Source organism: Bifidobacterium sp. WK041_4_12 (assembly GCF_041080795.1).
In the GTDB taxonomy this organism is placed as follows: domain Bacteria; phylum Actinomycetota; class Actinomycetes; order Actinomycetales; family Bifidobacteriaceae; genus Bombiscardovia; species Bombiscardovia aquikefiricola.
Window position 1 is genome coordinate 469,726 of sequence record NZ_CP129674.1, and the last position, 16,813, is coordinate 486,538.

Annotated in this window: 21 protein-coding genes; 17 read left to right on the plus strand and 4 right to left on the minus strand. The window is 52.1% G+C overall.

Translation table 11 applies throughout. From position 1 onward, the window contains the following. The first annotated feature begins 40 nt into the window (after positions 1-40). The 6 genes from QN215_RS01975 (at position 41) to QN215_RS02000 (ending at position 3,901) form a co-directional block, all read left to right on the plus strand. On the plus strand, positions 41-367 hold the full coding sequence (locus QN215_RS01975; RefSeq protein WP_369344464.1) for a hypothetical protein: 327 nt from the start codon (positions 41-43) through the stop codon (positions 365-367). Further along, on the plus strand, positions 360-596 hold the full coding sequence (locus tag QN215_RS01980; RefSeq protein ID WP_369344465.1) for a hypothetical protein: 237 nt from the start codon (positions 360-362) through the stop codon (positions 594-596). The genes QN215_RS01975 and QN215_RS01980 overlap by 8 nt, the downstream gene beginning before the upstream one ends. Next, positions 589-852: a hypothetical protein gene (locus QN215_RS01985; RefSeq protein ID WP_369344466.1), complete on the plus strand. Its 264-nt coding sequence runs from the start codon at positions 589-591 to the stop codon at positions 850-852. Before QN215_RS01980 ends, QN215_RS01985 begins: the two co-directional genes overlap by 8 nt. Before the next feature lie 10 nt (positions 853-862). Continuing rightward, positions 863-1,087: a hypothetical protein gene (locus QN215_RS01990; RefSeq protein ID WP_369344467.1), complete on the plus strand. Its 225-nt coding sequence runs from the start codon at positions 863-865 to the stop codon at positions 1,085-1,087. 878 nt (positions 1,088-1,965) lie between these two features. Next, positions 1,966-3,303, plus strand: coding sequence for an ATP/GTP-binding protein (locus QN215_RS01995; RefSeq protein ID WP_369344468.1), 1,338 nt, complete (start codon positions 1,966-1,968; stop codon positions 3,301-3,303). Continuing rightward, positions 3,293-3,901: a hypothetical protein gene (locus tag QN215_RS02000; RefSeq protein WP_369344469.1), complete on the plus strand. Its 609-nt coding sequence runs from the start codon at positions 3,293-3,295 to the stop codon at positions 3,899-3,901. Before QN215_RS01995 ends, QN215_RS02000 begins: the two co-directional genes overlap by 11 nt. A 222-nt stretch (positions 3,902-4,123) precedes the next feature. Here QN215_RS02000 and QN215_RS02005 read toward each other — a convergent pair whose 3' ends face one another. After that, positions 4,124-4,330 (minus strand): hypothetical protein, encoded by a 207-nt coding sequence (locus tag QN215_RS02005; RefSeq protein ID WP_369344470.1) that lies wholly within the window; start codon positions 4,328-4,330, stop codon positions 4,124-4,126. 103 nt (positions 4,331-4,433) lie between these two features. On the opposite strand from QN215_RS02005, the gene QN215_RS02010 reads away from it, so the two are divergent. After that, positions 4,434-4,868: a carboxymuconolactone decarboxylase family protein gene (locus tag QN215_RS02010; protein ID WP_369344471.1), complete on the plus strand. Its 435-nt coding sequence runs from the start codon at positions 4,434-4,436 to the stop codon at positions 4,866-4,868. A gap of 80 nt (positions 4,869-4,948) precedes the next feature. Here the strand turns inward: QN215_RS02010 and QN215_RS02015 are convergent, their stop codons facing one another. Together QN215_RS02015 and QN215_RS02020 are read right to left on the minus strand one after the other, a co-directional pair. Next, positions 4,949-5,383, minus strand: coding sequence for a GNAT family N-acetyltransferase (locus tag QN215_RS02015; protein ID WP_369344472.1), 435 nt, complete (start codon positions 5,381-5,383; stop codon positions 4,949-4,951). Positions 5,384-5,576: 193 nt separating this feature from the next. Next, positions 5,577-5,939, minus strand: a complete 363-nt coding sequence (locus QN215_RS02020; RefSeq protein WP_369344474.1) for a nuclear transport factor 2 family protein — start codon at positions 5,937-5,939, stop codon at positions 5,577-5,579. 226 nt (positions 5,940-6,165) lie between these two features. Between QN215_RS02020 and QN215_RS02025 the strand changes: the two genes are divergently transcribed. From QN215_RS02025 to wecB, 7 genes are all read left to right on the plus strand, one after another. Beyond that, positions 6,166-6,414, plus strand: coding sequence for an AbrB/MazE/SpoVT family DNA-binding domain-containing protein (locus QN215_RS02025; protein ID WP_369344475.1), 249 nt, complete (start codon positions 6,166-6,168; stop codon positions 6,412-6,414). Further along, positions 6,414-6,785, plus strand: coding sequence for a type II toxin-antitoxin system PemK/MazF family toxin (locus tag QN215_RS02030; protein WP_369344476.1), 372 nt, complete (start codon positions 6,414-6,416; stop codon positions 6,783-6,785). The genes QN215_RS02025 and QN215_RS02030 overlap by 1 nt, the downstream gene beginning before the upstream one ends. 792 nt (positions 6,786-7,577) lie before the next feature. Further along, positions 7,578-8,444, plus strand: coding sequence for a hypothetical protein (locus tag QN215_RS02035; protein WP_369344477.1), 867 nt, complete (start codon positions 7,578-7,580; stop codon positions 8,442-8,444). Further along, positions 8,441-8,614 (plus strand): hypothetical protein, encoded by a 174-nt coding sequence (locus QN215_RS02040; RefSeq protein WP_369344478.1) that lies wholly within the window; start codon positions 8,441-8,443, stop codon positions 8,612-8,614. The genes QN215_RS02035 and QN215_RS02040 overlap by 4 nt, the downstream gene beginning before the upstream one ends. 17 nt (positions 8,615-8,631) lie before the next feature. Beyond that, entirely contained in the window at positions 8,632-9,924 is a 1,293-nt protein-coding gene (locus QN215_RS02045) for a glycosyltransferase (protein WP_369344479.1), read from the plus strand. An 8-nt stretch (positions 9,925-9,932) separates the two neighbouring features. Further along, positions 9,933-11,084, plus strand: a complete 1,152-nt coding sequence (locus QN215_RS02050; RefSeq protein WP_369344480.1) for a glycosyl hydrolase family 8 — start codon at positions 9,933-9,935, stop codon at positions 11,082-11,084. A gap of 13 nt (positions 11,085-11,097) precedes the next feature. Beyond that, positions 11,098-12,213 carry a non-hydrolyzing UDP-N-acetylglucosamine 2-epimerase gene (gene wecB / locus QN215_RS02055; protein ID WP_369345031.1) on the plus strand — a complete coding sequence of 372 codons (1,116 nt, stop codon included), beginning with the start codon at positions 11,098-11,100 and terminating at the stop codon, positions 12,211-12,213. Between the two features lie 21 nt (positions 12,214-12,234). On the opposite strand, the gene QN215_RS02060 is transcribed toward wecB, so the two are convergent. Next, positions 12,235-12,513, minus strand: coding sequence for an Lrp/AsnC family transcriptional regulator (locus QN215_RS02060; RefSeq protein WP_369344481.1), 279 nt, complete (start codon positions 12,511-12,513; stop codon positions 12,235-12,237). Between the two features lie 418 nt (positions 12,514-12,931). On the opposite strand from QN215_RS02060, the gene QN215_RS02065 reads away from it, so the two are divergent. The 3 genes from QN215_RS02065 (at position 12,932) to QN215_RS02075 (ending at position 16,789) form a co-directional block, all read left to right on the plus strand. Further along, a complete protein-coding gene (locus tag QN215_RS02065) occupies positions 12,932-13,744 on the plus strand; it encodes an NrtR DNA-binding winged helix domain-containing protein (RefSeq protein ID WP_369344482.1) in 813 nt (270 codons plus the stop codon). A gap of 85 nt (positions 13,745-13,829) precedes the next feature. Continuing rightward, the gene (nadA, locus tag QN215_RS02070) at positions 13,830-15,095 is read left to right on the plus strand and encodes a quinolinate synthase NadA (RefSeq protein WP_369344483.1); all 1,266 of its coding nucleotides are present in this window, start codon (positions 13,830-13,832) and stop codon (positions 15,093-15,095) included. Then, positions 15,092-16,789 carry an L-aspartate oxidase gene (locus QN215_RS02075; protein WP_369344484.1) on the plus strand — a complete coding sequence of 566 codons (1,698 nt, stop codon included), beginning with the start codon at positions 15,092-15,094 and terminating at the stop codon, positions 16,787-16,789. The genes nadA and QN215_RS02075 overlap by 4 nt, the downstream gene beginning before the upstream one ends. The last annotated feature ends 24 nt before the right edge of the window (positions 16,790-16,813 follow it).

Below are 16,813 nucleotides of genomic sequence, written 5' to 3' on the forward strand. Positions count from 1 at the left end.
GTCGTAAGGGCTGAACAGCCCCACAACCAAGGAGAAGAAAATGACAGACAGAGCAGGCAGAATCAGAACAAGGTTCGACCTTTCAGCGGAGACCCGTCGCCACCTTCGCATCATGGCGGCAGAAGGCGACATCTCCATGAGCCGAGCGCTAGAGCAGCTCATCGACGTCGAATGGCAAGAGGAGCACACCCCCGACCTCTACAGGGTGCGCAAGATTCGCTCGCACGCCGACGAGAGACACGACATGGTCATGAAGTGGCACCGAGAGGGGAAGAGCGTGGCTTGGATTTGGTCGGCGCTGCCAGAACACCTGCACGCAACAACAGCGGTAATAGAGGCCATTATCAAGGAGGCAGACCATGACTAAGAGACGCATCACACAGGTGGCGCTCAAGGCGCGGATACTGAAGGTCGATGCCGAGCTTCTAATAGCAGCGGAGGGCGTCTTCGGCGCTCGAAGCGCCGAAGACTGGACGGAGGCATGGGGCGCGACGACATACCCCACCATGACCGCGTACCTCGAAGCCGCCCTCATGCCGCCGTCCGGCGTCATAGGGATGCACGAAAACAACAACAAGGAGAAGGGAAATGAATGACAATTTTGTGGGGGCACTCGCGGACCTGACCGCGCTCAACTCGACGCTGACACAACGCTATGTGGGTCCGGCGGTTATCACAATCGTGATATGTGTGAGCATCATGTATCTTATCAAAAAGGAACTGAGGCCATTCGTCGTGTTCGCAGCGATAGCGGCTCTTGCCGCCATCATCATCTACGCAGCCCCGGCCATCTTCGGGCAGGGAAGTACCGCCGTCCATAACGGCGCGACCCTCATCACGCAGGTAAATTAGGAGGACCATTATGAGATTCCATTACGCTTCGGAGCTGTACAGCCGATACGGACAACGCACAGTTGATGCAGCATGGCACGCTTGCATCAACTGCCCTGGGCAGACATATTCGGATTATGACAGCACGACCGGGAGACGCATCGGCCCGGGGTCGATGACACCGACACCCGCGACGACGGCCATCCCGGACCGCTACTGGGCGGTCTTCGTCGCCAACGTTGAGGCGATGAAGTAGCAGCCGTTACACAACACTGACCCCACCCGTTACACGATACGGGTGGGGTTCCTTATGTCAAAAAACAAAAAACAAAACAACCAAAAACAAAAAAATAAACAAACAACGTATGCGACGCCGCAACATTTTTTTCACGCAACATTTCATCATCATATAGAGATATAAATTTTTGTTTGGCTGAGCGAGTTCATCTTGGGAGCGGAGCGACACAGCCAAATTGTAAGCATGTTTGCTATTGCTAACGTGCGTCATTTTTTTTATTATTTTTATCTATTTATTATGTGGGCCGACGCTCGGATTCCAAGCGTCGGCGCTGCGACCGACTGGGATTTTTTGGTCTTTTACATATTACCCACTGGAACACCATTGGTAAGGTCATGGGTAATGTCATAGGTAACACGATAAAACGGTCTATAATTACGGGGCCTGATTGACGGGGCCTGTGATTTGGTACTATAAAACGGCATCATATCAACACAAATCATCCAAAGGTTCGAGTCCGAGGGGGGGGGGCACGTTTCTTCAGATATCTTTTTGCACCATATTTTTGGATTGCAGCTATGTTATTTGCTCGTCAGTATTTTCTCAGGCACGTTCAATCGATCCTGCATGCTGCCCGCACGCTTACCGGGCCACGCATCCAACGAGGCCTTCGATCAGACCGAGCAGACGTCCCAGCGGCCGGTTTAGGCTGGTAGGTTATGCCCGGCCTATGGAGAATGGTGGCGACCTTCTTGCGGAAACTATGGGATGTCAGCATCGGGGATCTAGTTGTTCTCGTTGAGCTCTCATCTGACGTGGCACATCTCGCCACTGCTGCACATGGTATATAGTTAATACTGTGAACATTATTTTTGTTTACAGGAAAAAGGAGCATCATGAAAATTCTCCACTTAGAAATGGTAGGCCTGAACCCTTTCGAAGGCCATAGTCTCAAGCTGGATCTGTTTGCCAGAGACCAGGTACGGGATGCCGGCCCGGGAAATGGATTAATGCACATAGGTGACAAAAAAAGCTCCATTTACTCGCAGAATGTCGTCTGCATCACCGGTATTAATGCATCCGGTAAAACGACCTCGCTTCGAGCACTTGATTTCGTCACAAATGTGCTTAACGGAAATATCGGCAAATATTATGGCTCTTATCGGCAGAGTGATCTACTTGCCTTCGAATCCGAAATATCGTTATCCGTTATCTTCGCTCTTAACAACGACTTTTATCTTCTTGAATCCAAATTGTCACGAATAACAGAGGATGACGAGGGAGATGCGGATATCGATTCCGATGCCTTACAGCCGTTTGTTTTCACACAAGAGACTATGTGGAGGTTCAACAAAACACAACCTCATAAAGCGCAGTTGAGCGATCCTGGCATGTTCAGAGATAATGCATCAATCGTAAAGCTACGTATCCCTCTTTCGCAAAAGGAGCAGTACAATCTCCAGACATCGCGCGACTTGGAAGATGAATGTTTTCTTACAGACGAGTCGGTTCAGTTTTTGTCCCCCCAAGCAAGCATCTCAAATGCTTTTACGATTGGCGATCAAAGGCTAAAGGCACTGAACTCTCCCGATACAGAAACTCCAGATATTGTGCCGACACGGTTCAGTGTACTGTTTCCTGCCTCGGTGGATTGGCGACCCATGTCATCAATTGCAAATCCTATCCTTCATGTGTTTGATGACAGTATTGAATACTTCACAACAGATGAACAGAAAAAAGTACACGTGAAATTCTCGGATTCGGACAAAGAAATGGTCATGTCCCGCAGGTATGGTTCCGCTTTGCTTTCTTCCGGCACTAAACGAGGTGCACTATTAGTGACCCAATCCATTCGAACATTGAGAACGGGCGGATATTTATTCGTAGACGAAATCGAGAATAGCATTAATAAAGAATTGGTACACATGATTGTGAACTTGTTCGTAGCAAAAAAAACCAATCCAAAGGGTGCAACACTCGTTTTCTCTACACATTATCCCGAACTTCTTGACATCATCAATCGCAAAGACAATATCTATATTCTACGACGCAGTGCTACAAGCAACAGGGTGCAGACTGTGAATTACACGGATGAAGTGAAGCGAGGGGAGCTCAAACGCAGCGAGGTATTTCTCTCCAACTACATCGGTGGCACCGCACCGAAAGCAACCGAGCTCACGGAGATCCTCCGATACGTGGCCCTACGAGTGAGGGGCGCAGCTCATGATGAATAGATCAATCGAGCTCCGACAAGTCATTGGTGATGACAAGGTACTGTTCTCTTGCGAGGGTACGGCTGAGTCAGTAATCATCAGTAAACTGTTCGAACATGAACGCCTCATTGTCCCCTCGGATAGGGTTATCTGCGATCCTTATACTGATGCATGTTTTACGCACTCTAGAAAACCAGAAAGCATACAAAACCAGTTTCTGAATCAGGATTATGAACGAAACGTATCGATAATCTGCGTCTGGGATTCCTTGACAGCAGCATTACATCTTTCACGAGCATATGGCAAGAGAACAAGCGTCCAGTATGCTATTACGCATCCAGAAATTGAAATGATTGTCGTGTACAACGAAAGATTCGAGCAAGAATACAATGCCTGGGTCAAACACCAACGCGGAAAATCTGGTGCAAAACTTAAACCGAGTCGGTTCCTGAAAGAAGAGAAGAACCGCGATTTCCGTGATATTAAGAAAAGGGATTTCCTGCAAGAATACTGGGCAGACATCGACACCCTAGTCATGGCACTTCAACGATACTGCCAATTTACCAACCCTTCAAAGGCCACGAAACGATTCATGCTGGCCGATCTCGTCGCAAACTAGACGAGTTGCTCAGACTTAGGGGCGCATCGTCGTTCCTGTGATAGACATGGTGTATAAGAACGGACGGCAAGCCCACATTGTCTGCGGATTATCGGCTGATCAAGCCCGTGACAGTGGCGAATGGGTCGTGAGGCCATAGAGACAAGGAAGCGACTGCGCAGACGTCTCAGTTCGTTCCGGGTATCTCAATTGGAGTGGCGACAGGTATGCCTATCTGATTCGCTAGGTTGATGGGAGTCCACAGATCGACGCTCGAATCGAGCCTGGATCCCGTTCCTGGTCGGAACTCAAAACAAACCTGTCAGACTCACAGATCTGCAGAATCTCCGGATTCTTCGTCTCTGTCTTCTTGTTAAGTCTTGCCTTGAAACGGGCGATGGACTCGTTGCGCCGCTGCATGGACATGAGCAGACCGGTCTTTTCTGACACCTCGCTGATGAGTATGGCCTTCTCTTTCCGCGCAGTTTGCTATGAACCTTGGTTCATACTTTACGCTGTGTGGTGCCGGCCACGGCGGAAAGGAATGATCATTATGACGAAATCGAGATTTGAAGCAGGCTCAGAGGCGCTGGCTTCCATTGACGGCGTTGGTGGCCAAGCTGTGGTGGATTCACTCAAAGACATAGCGCCGGATCTGGGTAAGTGGGTGGTGGAGTTCGCATTCGGGGACATCTATACGCGGCCTCAGCTTGACCCTATGCAGCGTGAGTTGGTGACCTTGGGGAGTCTCGTCACTCAGGGGGATACCGTTCCCGAACTCACGGTCCATATCAATGGCGCTTTGAATGTGGGAATCAGCGAAAAGCAGGTGATTGAGGCTATTCTTCAATGCGTTCCCTATGTCGGATTTCCACGAACCATCAATGCAGTAAACGTTGCGCGGAAGGTGTTTGCAGACCGAAATGACAACAAGACAGGTAGCGCAAAGACGGGTAGCGCAAAGACGGGTAGCGCAAAGACAGAATAAAGCCTGCACCTTATATGAACGGTTGTTGGAGGGCCGTTCATGAGGGATGCGCGGTGATGCGAGAGCGAAGCTGTCTGATATCAGAGGATGTTGCGGAAGTGGTGGGAGCTGATGCGGAAGTCGTTGTCCATGTAGAATCTGTGTGCCGCGAATCGTTGCACGCCTGAGTCGAGATCGATGGCGTGGGCGCCAAGTTCGATTGCGCGTCGCCTGAGTTCGTCGATGAACTGGTGACCATAGTGCTGAGAACGACGGGAAGCGTCGACGCATAGATCGTCCACGTAGAGCACTCGCTTGAGATGCGTGTTGGCGAATAGTCGCCATCCGGCGATGGCGACGCAGGTCTGACCGTCGAACATGGCAGTGAATCTCAGTCCCTGGGGCGTTCCTTCGTCCATGACTGTCTGCAGTTCGTCTCGTGTCAGGTTGTCGCGCAGCTGCAGCAATATCGTGAACGCCTGATCCCAAGATGGGTCGTGGAATCCTTGCATGTCATGAAACGAGACGTCGCCCATCGATATTCCCCTTAGCTATTTTCGCCTGTGTCGCATGCAACGCTAGCACTGTGATCTCATGAGAGAAGCATTGACGGGAAGCCCATGTGGGAAAGGCAATCATTCGGTGAGGGGATTGGGAAGGAACATGGAATCAAGCCTGCATGATTGCTATTAATGTGCATTCTCTGATAAGGACTGGGTTGGCTTGCGCTCAGTGAACCTCGACTAGCAGCGATGTGATTCTATTGTCGGCGTTGAGGGTTGCCGTGTCCGTTCCTGTGATGGCGAAGACCTTTCCTGCTGCGCTGCGTCCTGCGACGGCCCAGTCGACGGCATATTGCGTCGAATCGACGCGTCGGGTGTTCCATACGTGATGGAGTTCCGTGTTGCGGGCGAAGAAGGTGCGGAAGAAGTCCTGGATCCCGTCGATTCCCTTCGCCGTTTCGCCTCGTCCGGATGTGATGGTCGCTTCCGATGCGAAGAGCTTGATCAGTTCCGTGAAGTCCTGCCCGTTCTGGCCTGCAGTGTTTGACAGGGAAAAATATCGGTTGAGGGTATCTGTGGGAGTGTTCATTCGGTGCTTTCCTTGTTGTTGGTTTTCAGCGGCTTCCATCGTATGTCGTGGCTGGTTTCACTCTGGGGTCTATACGGTGAGCTGAACCGGGCCCTGCTGTATGTGATTGGTGGCTTCTGGAACATTGCGTATCGTTGTCGAAAAACGTGACGAACGTTGCCTGGTTGAGTTGCGTAACCACGTAGTATATACTTCGTATACACATTGGAGGGCTAAGGAGGATGCGATGACTGCGACGAAACTGGTGAGATGGGGCAATGGACAGGCAGTGAGACTGTCCAAGGCGGACATCGAACGGATCGGAGTCGAGCCAGGCGACCCTTTGGATGTGCGTGTGGAATCGGACCGCATCATCATCAGGCCTGCCAGGCATCACAGCATCGAAATTCCTGATTATAAACGGCTCTTCTCGGGATACGATGCCAGACAACCCCGAGAGGACGGCTTCGCCAGGAGAGCGGGGGAGGAGCACTGATGAGCCAGTGGCATTACGGTGACATCGTCTGGGCCGACCTCGACCCATCAGCAGGACATGAGCAGCGCAAGCGCAGCCCGCTCGTTGTTGTCAGCAACGACCAGTACAACCAGTTCAACAATCTCGTCATGTGCGTTCCCATAACCTCCGACAGCACCTATCCTTTGCATCTAGACATCGGCGCGATTCCCAGCGAAGATGGACGCGTCATAACGGGCTATGCGGCAATAGAACAGGCCAAGAGCCTCGACCTTCAGGCAAGGCACGCTCGGAGGGTGGCCAGTTTCGACGGGTCGTCGCTCGATCGTGTCGCGGAACTTATGCTCGGAGGGCTCATGCAGCCCACCATGCGCATAACGCGCTTCGTCTGAACCGGCACCTCCATGTCGGTGTTGAGCTTCTTTGCCACGCTCTGCAGCGCTTTCGTCTGGGATGAATAATTCTCGTGGGGCTCGGACATCAGCCTGACTGCCCGGTTCTTGAACCCCTTGGCATATAGCACGCGCATCAGTCCAGCAATCCTTATCGTGAGGAAGTCAGGAACAGTCCTCCACGTCACTGCATTACTCTTTACGGTCTGATAAAATTTGGAACCGTAAGGTCTCAAGTGCAAAAATTATCTGAGAATTGTGCTCGTCAACCCGTCACGTCCTTTTAAGTCGTGGGTTCTCGGTCTCAATCTCGCTCACGCAAGTTGCTTCTATCAGCATCAAACCGCGGTCCCAGCAGGACTCTCCTTGCTATCTGCGTAGCATGACACCAACATATGCATATATTTCGGTCGGCGAAGCGTACTGCGACACTCATGATGTAATCTTGAGCATGCAATAATCAGTCAATGAATAATGGGGAATTTCTTGGTGGGGCAGAACAACTATGGTCAGCTAAGATAAGCGCTCAACGCGGGTGAAATATGTGATCGCGCACCATCGCAAAGTGTTGAAACCTTCGATATCACATTTGATTTCAATGATCGGAAGGACACAGTGCAAGCGCATCGTATTTTCCTCGTGAATCTATGGGATATGTATCTTGCATGGGGAATCAGCAAGACATTGAACCGTCTGCAGCAGAGTTCAATGCGATAGCTAGCAAACGCGTTAGACGCGTATGCAGGACTATCTCTGGCTGCATCAAAGACATAACAAGGAAAGGCAATTTCTGTGGGTAAACGTCATACCGTGGTATCCGTTGTCATGACGCTGTTCATCGTGTTTCCGGCTGTTGCCATCGTTCTCTATGATGTAAATCTGTACGCTCCGCATATCTTGGTGGCGACCATGTCGTTGGTCGCTGCTGGTTTGATTGCTGGCGCCTTGCTTCCGGGCATACTGACGACATGGCTTAATATCCTGTATACAGTTGCCAGCGTCGCCGTACTGCTGTTCGCAGAGTTTTCCATACCGCTCTTTCAGAGATTGCTTCTTCTGGTGGTCTTCCCAATTAGCGCCGACCTGATGTTGATTATTCGTCATGCATTGATCAAAGCTGGTTGGACTACCTTCAGCAGAACTTCGATAGAAAGATACATTCAGCATTATCATCCGGTTACCAAGTTGCAGACGAGCTATAACGCAGAAAAAATGTATGCCAAGGTCGTTCATTTTATTCAGAATGATCACGATGAAACCCTTTGGACCAATGTCACGGCTGTGCATTGGGCGCATAATGCGCAATACAAACAATTTCATGCCTCGAATTATGATGTGATCCTGAGAAAGATTGCCAAGGTTCTGAAAGAAGATCGTCTGCCGTCTGAATCACTGTACTATCTTGATCGCGGAACATTCCTGATCATCTCTCACCATTTGTCTGATGAACAATATGAGAAGCGTAATGAAGTCACCAAATCTCATCTTACGAAGGTGAAAACCATGCAAGCCCTTGCCCAGTTTAAGTGGGGAAGTGTGAGGATTGACCGTTCCAACGCCAGCAAATACCAGGCGCTAAGTGACGTGATGAAACGATTGCAGCGCGAAATGGAAACTGATCTCGTGGTGGAATATCTTAAGGCAGAGGTCGTCTCATGAACGATTGGGTATGGTGTTTCGCAGTAGTTGTCAGCGCCCTGTTCTTCATTGCCATGGTGGTGATAACCATCTGTCAGTGGGTCATCTATTATCGCATCGAGAAGACCACATTGAAACAGCGGAAAGTTGCAACGTTCCGAAAACACGATGAGCCTGAGGTGAACGAATAATGGTCACGCAGCTGTTCTTGATCGTTGTTATCGTCACAATCTGGATGTCTCTTTTCATGTCCCTGACGACCCTTGGCGGTGCAATCCATTTTTGGCTTCGACAGAGCAAGGAGCTGGTTTTCCTCACTCCGCTCCCGTCTTATCCAAAAGTGACGATTGTCGTACCTGCACACAATGAAGAGATTGTCATTGGGCAGACGGTGCAGGCCATCCTGAACCTGAACTATCCAACTGATCGGATTGAGCTTCTACTGTATGCCGACAATTGCGCCGACCAGACAGCTCGCGAAATGCGCAGACTCGTGGATTCGCCAGAGTATCGAGACCGCAAGGTCACCATAATCGAGAGAACCGGCACGGGTGGTAAAGCGGGAGTTCTTAATGACGCTCTTGCCATTGCCGAAGGCGAGTATATCGGAGTCTACGATGCCGATGCGATGCCTGAGAAGAATGCTCTCTACTTTTTGATCCGCAAAGCCTTGGAAGACCCAAGTCGGTATATGGCAGTCTTTGGCAGAAACAAGACACGCAATGCAGAGCAGAATTTCTTGACACAGTGTATCAATCAGGAGATTGTCGTTTCTCAACGTATTCAGCATTGCGCGATGTGGCATATGTTCAAGATCGGGCTCATTCCTGGCACGAACTTCATCATCAGCCGAGATTACGCCAAATCAATTGGTGGGTGGAGTAACGGGGCGCTCACCGAGGATACTGACATATCCTTTAAAATCATGCAAGATGATAAGATCATTGCGTTGGCATATAATTCTGAAGCCTTTGAGCAGGAACCTGAACATCTCCGTGATTATTACCATCAACGGAAAAGATGGGCAAAGGGAAACTACCAGATTGCCATACACAACTTCAGATACTTGTTCACGCCTGGTAACTCACGAATCAAGTTCGAGGTATTGTCTATCGCTGCAACGTTTTTATGGTTTGATGCAGCAGTCATACTATCCAATATCATTTTCTTAACAAATCTTGTCTTCTACTTTGTGAGAATATACCAACCCGCGGTATCTATTCCGTTTACTTTTGGCGATAACAACAGTCAGATTCTGCAGGTACTGCTGATGAACTGGATCTTGATGATTGTCCTGTATGTCCTGCAGATTTCCGTAGCCATGTCAACGCAATATGGTCAGGCCACCACCAAGCAAATCTGGATCGCCCTCGCATCGTATTTTTCGTATTCTCAGTTGTTCATTATCGTCTCCATCCATGCGGTCTGCTCCGTGTTCCTTGATGCCCTGCTCAAACGCGATGGAAGCGTCTGGGTGAAGACGAAACGTTTCAACAACTAGGGGGAGCTGTGAGGAAAGATGGGAAACGGGTGTGGATTATCGCTGCCTGCATAGCGATGCTCTATGTCGTCACCATGCTGCTGACACGCTCTGGAGGTTCGGTCACCAATCAATATGAGCAGTACGCGCAGTGGCGAAGCGCTTATGTCATGCAGGAGAGCGATCATCGCAGCTTTGTGAATACGAGCAATGACAGGAAGCACCCTGTTGCGCTCTCCGAAGGACAGGGCTACGGGATGTATCTCACCGCCATTGCCGGCATCAAGGGCTGGGGCCGGCAGCAGGATTACGACGAGCTGCTGAACTACTACCTCACATACCGTGTTGATGGTGTCCGTGTTGATGGTGCGGACGGCAATACGAAAAGCTACTTGATGCAATGGCGGCAACATTCGAATGGTCATCAATGGATCAGCCAGGATAGCAGTGCGACGGATGGCGATCTCTATATCGCCTACAGTCTCAATCTGGCGAGCAAGGCATGGCCGAAGAGCTCCGACCAATACATGAAGCTCGAACGCAAGCTGGCTTCTGACATATTGAATTACGAATATAACGGCACGACCCACACCTTGACGGTCGGCAACTGGGCTGATGCGACATCGAAATACCATGATCTGATGCGCACCTCTGACGTGATGCCAACCTTCTTTAAGTCTTTCTACGAATCGACCCATGACAGAAGATGGCTTGAGATTACCGATGCCATGCTTGACCGCCTGATGGATCTCAGCGAAGACCATGATACGGGGCTTGTGCCCGATTTTGCATGGGTGAGTGAACACGATGCCACTGCCGCGAAAGCCAATGCTGTCGCTTCGCGCTACGATGGCGATTACTCGTCGAACGCCTGTCGCGTACCGATGATGCTGGCAACGAGCAACGACCCCCGTGCGAGAGCGGTGGTGCTCAGACTGTTGCAATTCTTCAATCGGCAGAGCGCCGTCACAGCCGGATACACACTGGCTGGCAAACAGCTCAACGACTATCGGCTGAATAGCTTTACGGCTCCCGTGGCCTATGCCGCTTCTCAGCATCGCGAGCATCGATACGATCGCTTGCAGAAGGATTGGCAGAATGTACTGGTGCAGCCAGTGGAAACCAATAGATACTATGATGCCACGCTAACGGTCATGGCAGTGATGGGAGAAGTTGATTAACGTGTTGAACATTATGACGATCTTTGGAACCAGGCCAGAAGCGATCAAGATGGCTCCGATCATCAAGGAAATCGAATCTGATCCAGACGTCGCCTCAGTCGTTGTCGTCACCGGGCAGCATCGCAAGATGTTGCAGCAGGTTTTGGACATCTTCAACATTCAGCCCGACCATGACTTGAAAATCATGGGCAAGAACCAGACGCTTTCCGATATCACGAACCGGGTCATTCTCGGACTCGACCCAATCCTGAACGATGTGCGCCCCGATCTCGTCTTGGTTCACGGTGACACCACCACCACGATGGCGGCGAGCCTGAGTGCGTTCTATCACAGAATACCGGTCGGTCACGTTGAGGCAGGGCTGCGAACATGGGATAAGTACTCTCCGTATCCTGAGGAGATGAACCGCATGCTGACCGACGACATCGCAGACCTGTATTTTGCTCCGACTGCGTTGAGCAGAGACAACCTGTTGCAGGAGCATCATCCAGAATCAGGTATCTTCATCACCGGGAACACGGCAATCGATGCGATGCGCTACACCGTGCGCGAAGGGTATCGTCATGACGTTCTCGCGCAGATTCCCGAAGGCCACAGATTCATCCTCCTGACCATGCATCGTCGGGAGAACCAGGGTCAGCCGATGCGCGAAACCTTCAAGGCCATCAGGGAAGTCGTTGAGGCGAGGTCTGATCTTGATGTCGTCTATCCGGTCCACCTCAGTCCGCGAGTGCAGGATATTGCCCACGAATCATTCGATGGTGTCAGGGGAGTGCATCTGATAGATCCGCTGAACGTCGTGGATTTCCATGGTCTGGCGGCACGGAGCTATTTCATCATGACGGATTCGGGTGGAGTCCAGGAGGAGGCTCCCTCGCTGAACAAGCCCGTGCTGGTGTTGCGCGACTCCACGGAACGACCTGAAGGCGTGGATGCGGGAACTCTCAAGGTGATCGGTACGGATGAACAGGCGGTGAAAGCTGCCATGCTTGAGCTTCTCAACGATCCGCAGGAATACCGGGCGATGGCAGAGGCGAAGAATCCCTACGGCGACGGTCATGCGGCCGAACGCATCGTTGCCATATGCAAGAACCACGCGCTGCAACAGCTCCGCCACGCTGCGAAGTGAGCGCCGGTTCTTGGCAGGCGTTTAGTCGAGTCCAAGGTCGAACGCGGCCTTCATCTCCTTGCGGGAATAGGTTTTGAACGCCATCAGCGTTTGTGTGCTCAGCACCCCGTCAACCTTGGCAATGCCACCGGGGATGATATCGGTAAGATCGTCAAAGGCATCGGCGGAAACGACAGCCACGAGATCGACGTCTCCGGCAACTGAATACACGTCCCGGACTCCTGGAATCTCCACGATGGACTGTGCAGCTTCATTGATTTTCTGCGATTCTGCGCTGATTAATACGATTGCGTCTGCCATGATGCTCCTTCTCGATGCTTGCTGGCCGGTGTTCAAGATTCTACTCGTGGTGCAGAGCGGTGTGAGGCTATCTGCGTTCCTTGCCAAGTATAGGGTTCGACAGCATGGGGTTCCACAGTACAGGGTTCCACATCGGTCATCTGGCTCATTTCGGGAGCGGCCAACGGAATTTTTGGCGTCATTGCAAGCCCGACACGACTAAATGTCACGATGACTATAAGTCGTGTATACTGAGTGCGGATTCGATGAGATTCAGGAATTCAACAATCTGTTTTTCAACAATCTGGTATGTGACAGTGCTGGTATTCGACAATGCTGTGTCAGTGAAAGACACCGTGCTTGCGCGCCTGACAGCGAGCTTGAGGACAAGGCGCATTATCGTGGCACATCAATGAGTGCAATCGTGAGGTGACGGATCATGTCGTGGGGAAATGTATCCGAGCGAAGGCGTGGCGCACCCGATCTGGGCGTGTCCGTGGTGATTCTTGCCCTGGACAAGCATGCCGGCATCGCCTCTGGCTCGGCTGAATCTGAGCAGAACGACGATGCATCTGTCGGCAGCGAAGTTGGCAGACTCTGGCTGCCGTTGGTCAGGCGTGTGAAGCAGCCGTACTTCGGATGCTGGGCACTGCCAGGTGCAGGTCTGCGCAGCGACATTTCCCTGGAAGATGCGGCTTTCGCAGCACTGGAATCCACAACGGCGATGCATCCTCACTATTTAGAGCAGCTCTACACCTTTGGAGGTCCCGCTCGTTCCCAGGGAGGATTACCCATGGTTTCCGTCGTGTATTGGGCCTTGGTCGGTCAGGCTGAGGCTGCAGCACTGCACGAGGAGAACAATGTTCATTGGTTCGCTGCAGACGCACTGCCTGACATGGCTTTCGACCATGAGACAATCGTTGATTACGCATTGTGGCGGCTCAGGAACAAGATCGAATACTCGTCCATCGCATCCCGTCTGGTGGGCAACGAATTTACGCTGACTCAATTACGGCACGTATATGAGGCAGTTCTTGGCAAGGCGTTGGATCCGGCTAATTTTCGAAGACGAATGCTGGCATCGCACTCCCTGCACCAGACTGGAAGGCAACAGGCAGAGGGCAGGCATCGACCTGCGGCACTCTACCGTTACTCGGCAGATACCCCGATTGAAGAAAGCTACGAAGGAGCACTTACGTCACTCATATCGCAGAAAGTACTGGCTGCGAGCATGACAGGACAATACCAATGAATCTCATACCAACGAATCTACTTACGCAACTCTCATTCTTACGCGACCCTCATCAGGGAAGAAGTACTGAAAGTAAAGGAATATCATGACCGCAATCAATGAAATACTTGAGCGTCTCGGCGCTGAAGATAGCTGTGATTCCCGACTCACGCTCGACCCATGGGCCTTTGACGAGCCTACGGAAAAGCCCACCTATGGCCCTGGTGCCTCGATCTTCGACAAGCTTCCCTCTCTTGCACCCAAGCAGCGCATGATTCCTGAGGAGTATCGACATGCCTCCGACGAGGAATTGCATGACCGCATTGTCGCAGCCAAGGCAAAGATGGGCTCTCGACTGCTGATTCTGGGACATTTCTATCAAAGAGACGAAATCGTAGAACATGCCGACTATGTCGGTGATTCTTTTCAACTCGCAAAGAAGGCCACAGAACACCCCGAAGCACAGCATATTGTGTTCTGCGGCGTCCACTTCATGGCAGAGACTGCCGATATTCTCTCCAAGCCCGAACAGAGCGTCACGCTTCCCAATCTTTCCGCTGGGTGCTCCATGGCCGATATGGCGAATATCGATCAGGTCGAAGACTGCTGGACGCAACTGATGGATGCCTGCGGAACAGATGCCGATAGCCAAGGCCGAGCCTCCATCATTCCCATCACCTACATGAATTCCTCGGCAGCCTTGAAAGCGTTCTGCGGACGTCACGGCGGAATCGTGTGCACATCCTCGAACGCGAGAGCAGTCCTGACATGGGCCTTCGAACGTGGGCAGCGCGTGCTGTTCTTCCCCGACCAGCATCTGGGAAGGAACACCGGCATGCAGATGGGGATTCCATTGGAGCGCATGCAACTGTGGAATCCATTCCGTCCCATGGGTGGAGCGCAGGCCAGTGACTACGCCAAGGCCGAGTTGATTCTGTGGAAAGGTTTCTGCTCGGTCCACCAGAGATTCACCGTCGAACAGATCGAAAAGGCTCGCGCCGCCTACCCCGGCGTGAAGGTAATCGTGCATCCTGAATGTTCGGCCGAAGTCGTTCAGGCAGCCGACGGTACCGGCTCGACAGCATATATCGTCAAGGAAATCGAACAGGCCAAGTCCGGCGCTGCAATCGCAGTCGGAACGGAAATCAATCTCGTCAATCGACTCGCCGCGCAGCATCCCGATAAAACTGTGTTCTGCCTCGATCCTGTGGTCTGCCCTTGCTCGACCATGTACCGAATTCATCCAGCGTATCTCGCGTGGGCGTTGGAAAGCATCATCGAGGGTGACATCGTCAATCGCATCACCGTCGATGCAGACACGGCAGCAGAGGCGCGAATCGCCTTGGAAAGAATGTTGGAGGTTCATCCATGATCGTGGTTGTAGGAGCTGGTATTGCAGGACTGTCAGCAGCGCTCGCCATTGCCGGAGACAATGAGACATCTGAGCTTGATTCCGGTCAGCCCGGCGAAGATGTTCTCCTTATCGCCAAGTCATATTTCACTATGTCCAACACTTACTGTGCTCAAGGAGGCATAGCCGCAGCCGTAGCCGAAACGGACAGTCCGGCCATGCATATGCGTGACACCCTCCTCGCCGGTGATGGTCTGTGCGACGAGGATGCTGTCAGGATTTTGACGACCGAAGGCGCGAAGGTGGTACGCGCTTTGGCTCAAGGTGTCGTGCATTTCGATAGAGATGATTCCGGTCAACTGCAGCATGGCATGGAGGGAGCCCATTCGGTTCCGCGCATCCTGCATGCTGGCGGTGATGCCACGGGCTATGTGATGGAAGTGGATTTGGCAGCAGTAGCCGCAGCCAATCCACGCATCCACATGCTCGAATACGCATTTCTGGAGGATCTGTGCGTTCATCACGGGACGGTGCAGGGCATCACCGTGCGCATCGACCCCGATGCCGCCACTTCTCCATTCCTGCAAGAAAGCTATGAAGCTCGCGGCAGAGATCCCATCGCGGACAAGCTGCGCGAGCAGTCAGTCGCAGCGCCTGACCATGTCATCGAGATCAGAGCGGATTCCGTCATCCTGGCAACCGGGGGAGCGGGACAGGTCTATGAATATACGACCAATCCTGAAATTGCAACTGGAGATGGCGTGGCAGCAGCATGGCGCGCTGGTGCCCGTATTCAGGATGCGGAATTCTATCAATTCCACCCAACGGCCCTGGCATCCCACCGACATTTTCTGGTGTCGGAAGCCGTTCGTGGAGAGGGTGCAGTCCTTCTTGACGCGCACGGCAACCGTTATATGCCCGCTATCGATCCCAGAGCAGAACTCGCACCACGAGACATCGTCGCACGGGCCAACTTCCGCACCATGCTGAATCAAGACGGGATGCCTGTCCGTCTGGATGTCACCGTGCTTGCGCAGAAGCACCCCAAGCTGGCTGATTTCTTGAAACACCGTTTCCCGACGCTCGATGAATTCACCAGAAAGGAAGGCTTTGACTGGTCTCAGGAAGCGATTCCGGTCACGCCTGCCGCTCACTACTGGATGGGAGGCATTCATACGGATCTGTGGGGAAGAACCACGCTCAAAGGACTGTATGCAGCCGGGGAATGTGCGAGAACCGGAGTCCACGGAGCGAATCGGCTGGCTTCGAACTCGCTGCTTGAGGGATTGGTTTTTGGCAAGCGTGCAGGCACTGCGGCCATTACTGATCGAACGCAAGCATCTGTGTCAGTCCATGAAGATGCTGGGCGCGATACTCGTCTGCCATCCCTGGAAACTCAGGCGGACGACGCTCATATACCTTCGCATATACCTTCGCATATACCCTCGCGCACCGAAATACAGAAGCTGATGTGGACGAAGGTCGGCGTTATCCGCACAGAAGCCGACTTAGTGTCTGCGGTCAAGACACTTTCGGCATGGCTTCGGGCGATGAACGATGCCTATGACCAGCAAGCCGCGTCGAAGGGCGGCGCGAAACGCAGTGCTGTAGACAGGAGTTTCTTGGAAGATCGAAATCTCGTCACCGTCGGCTACCTGATAGCGCAAGCCGCGTTGAACCGTCCCGAATCATTGGGCGCGCACACCAGAGCATAGGCGCGAATCGCAATACCGCTAAGC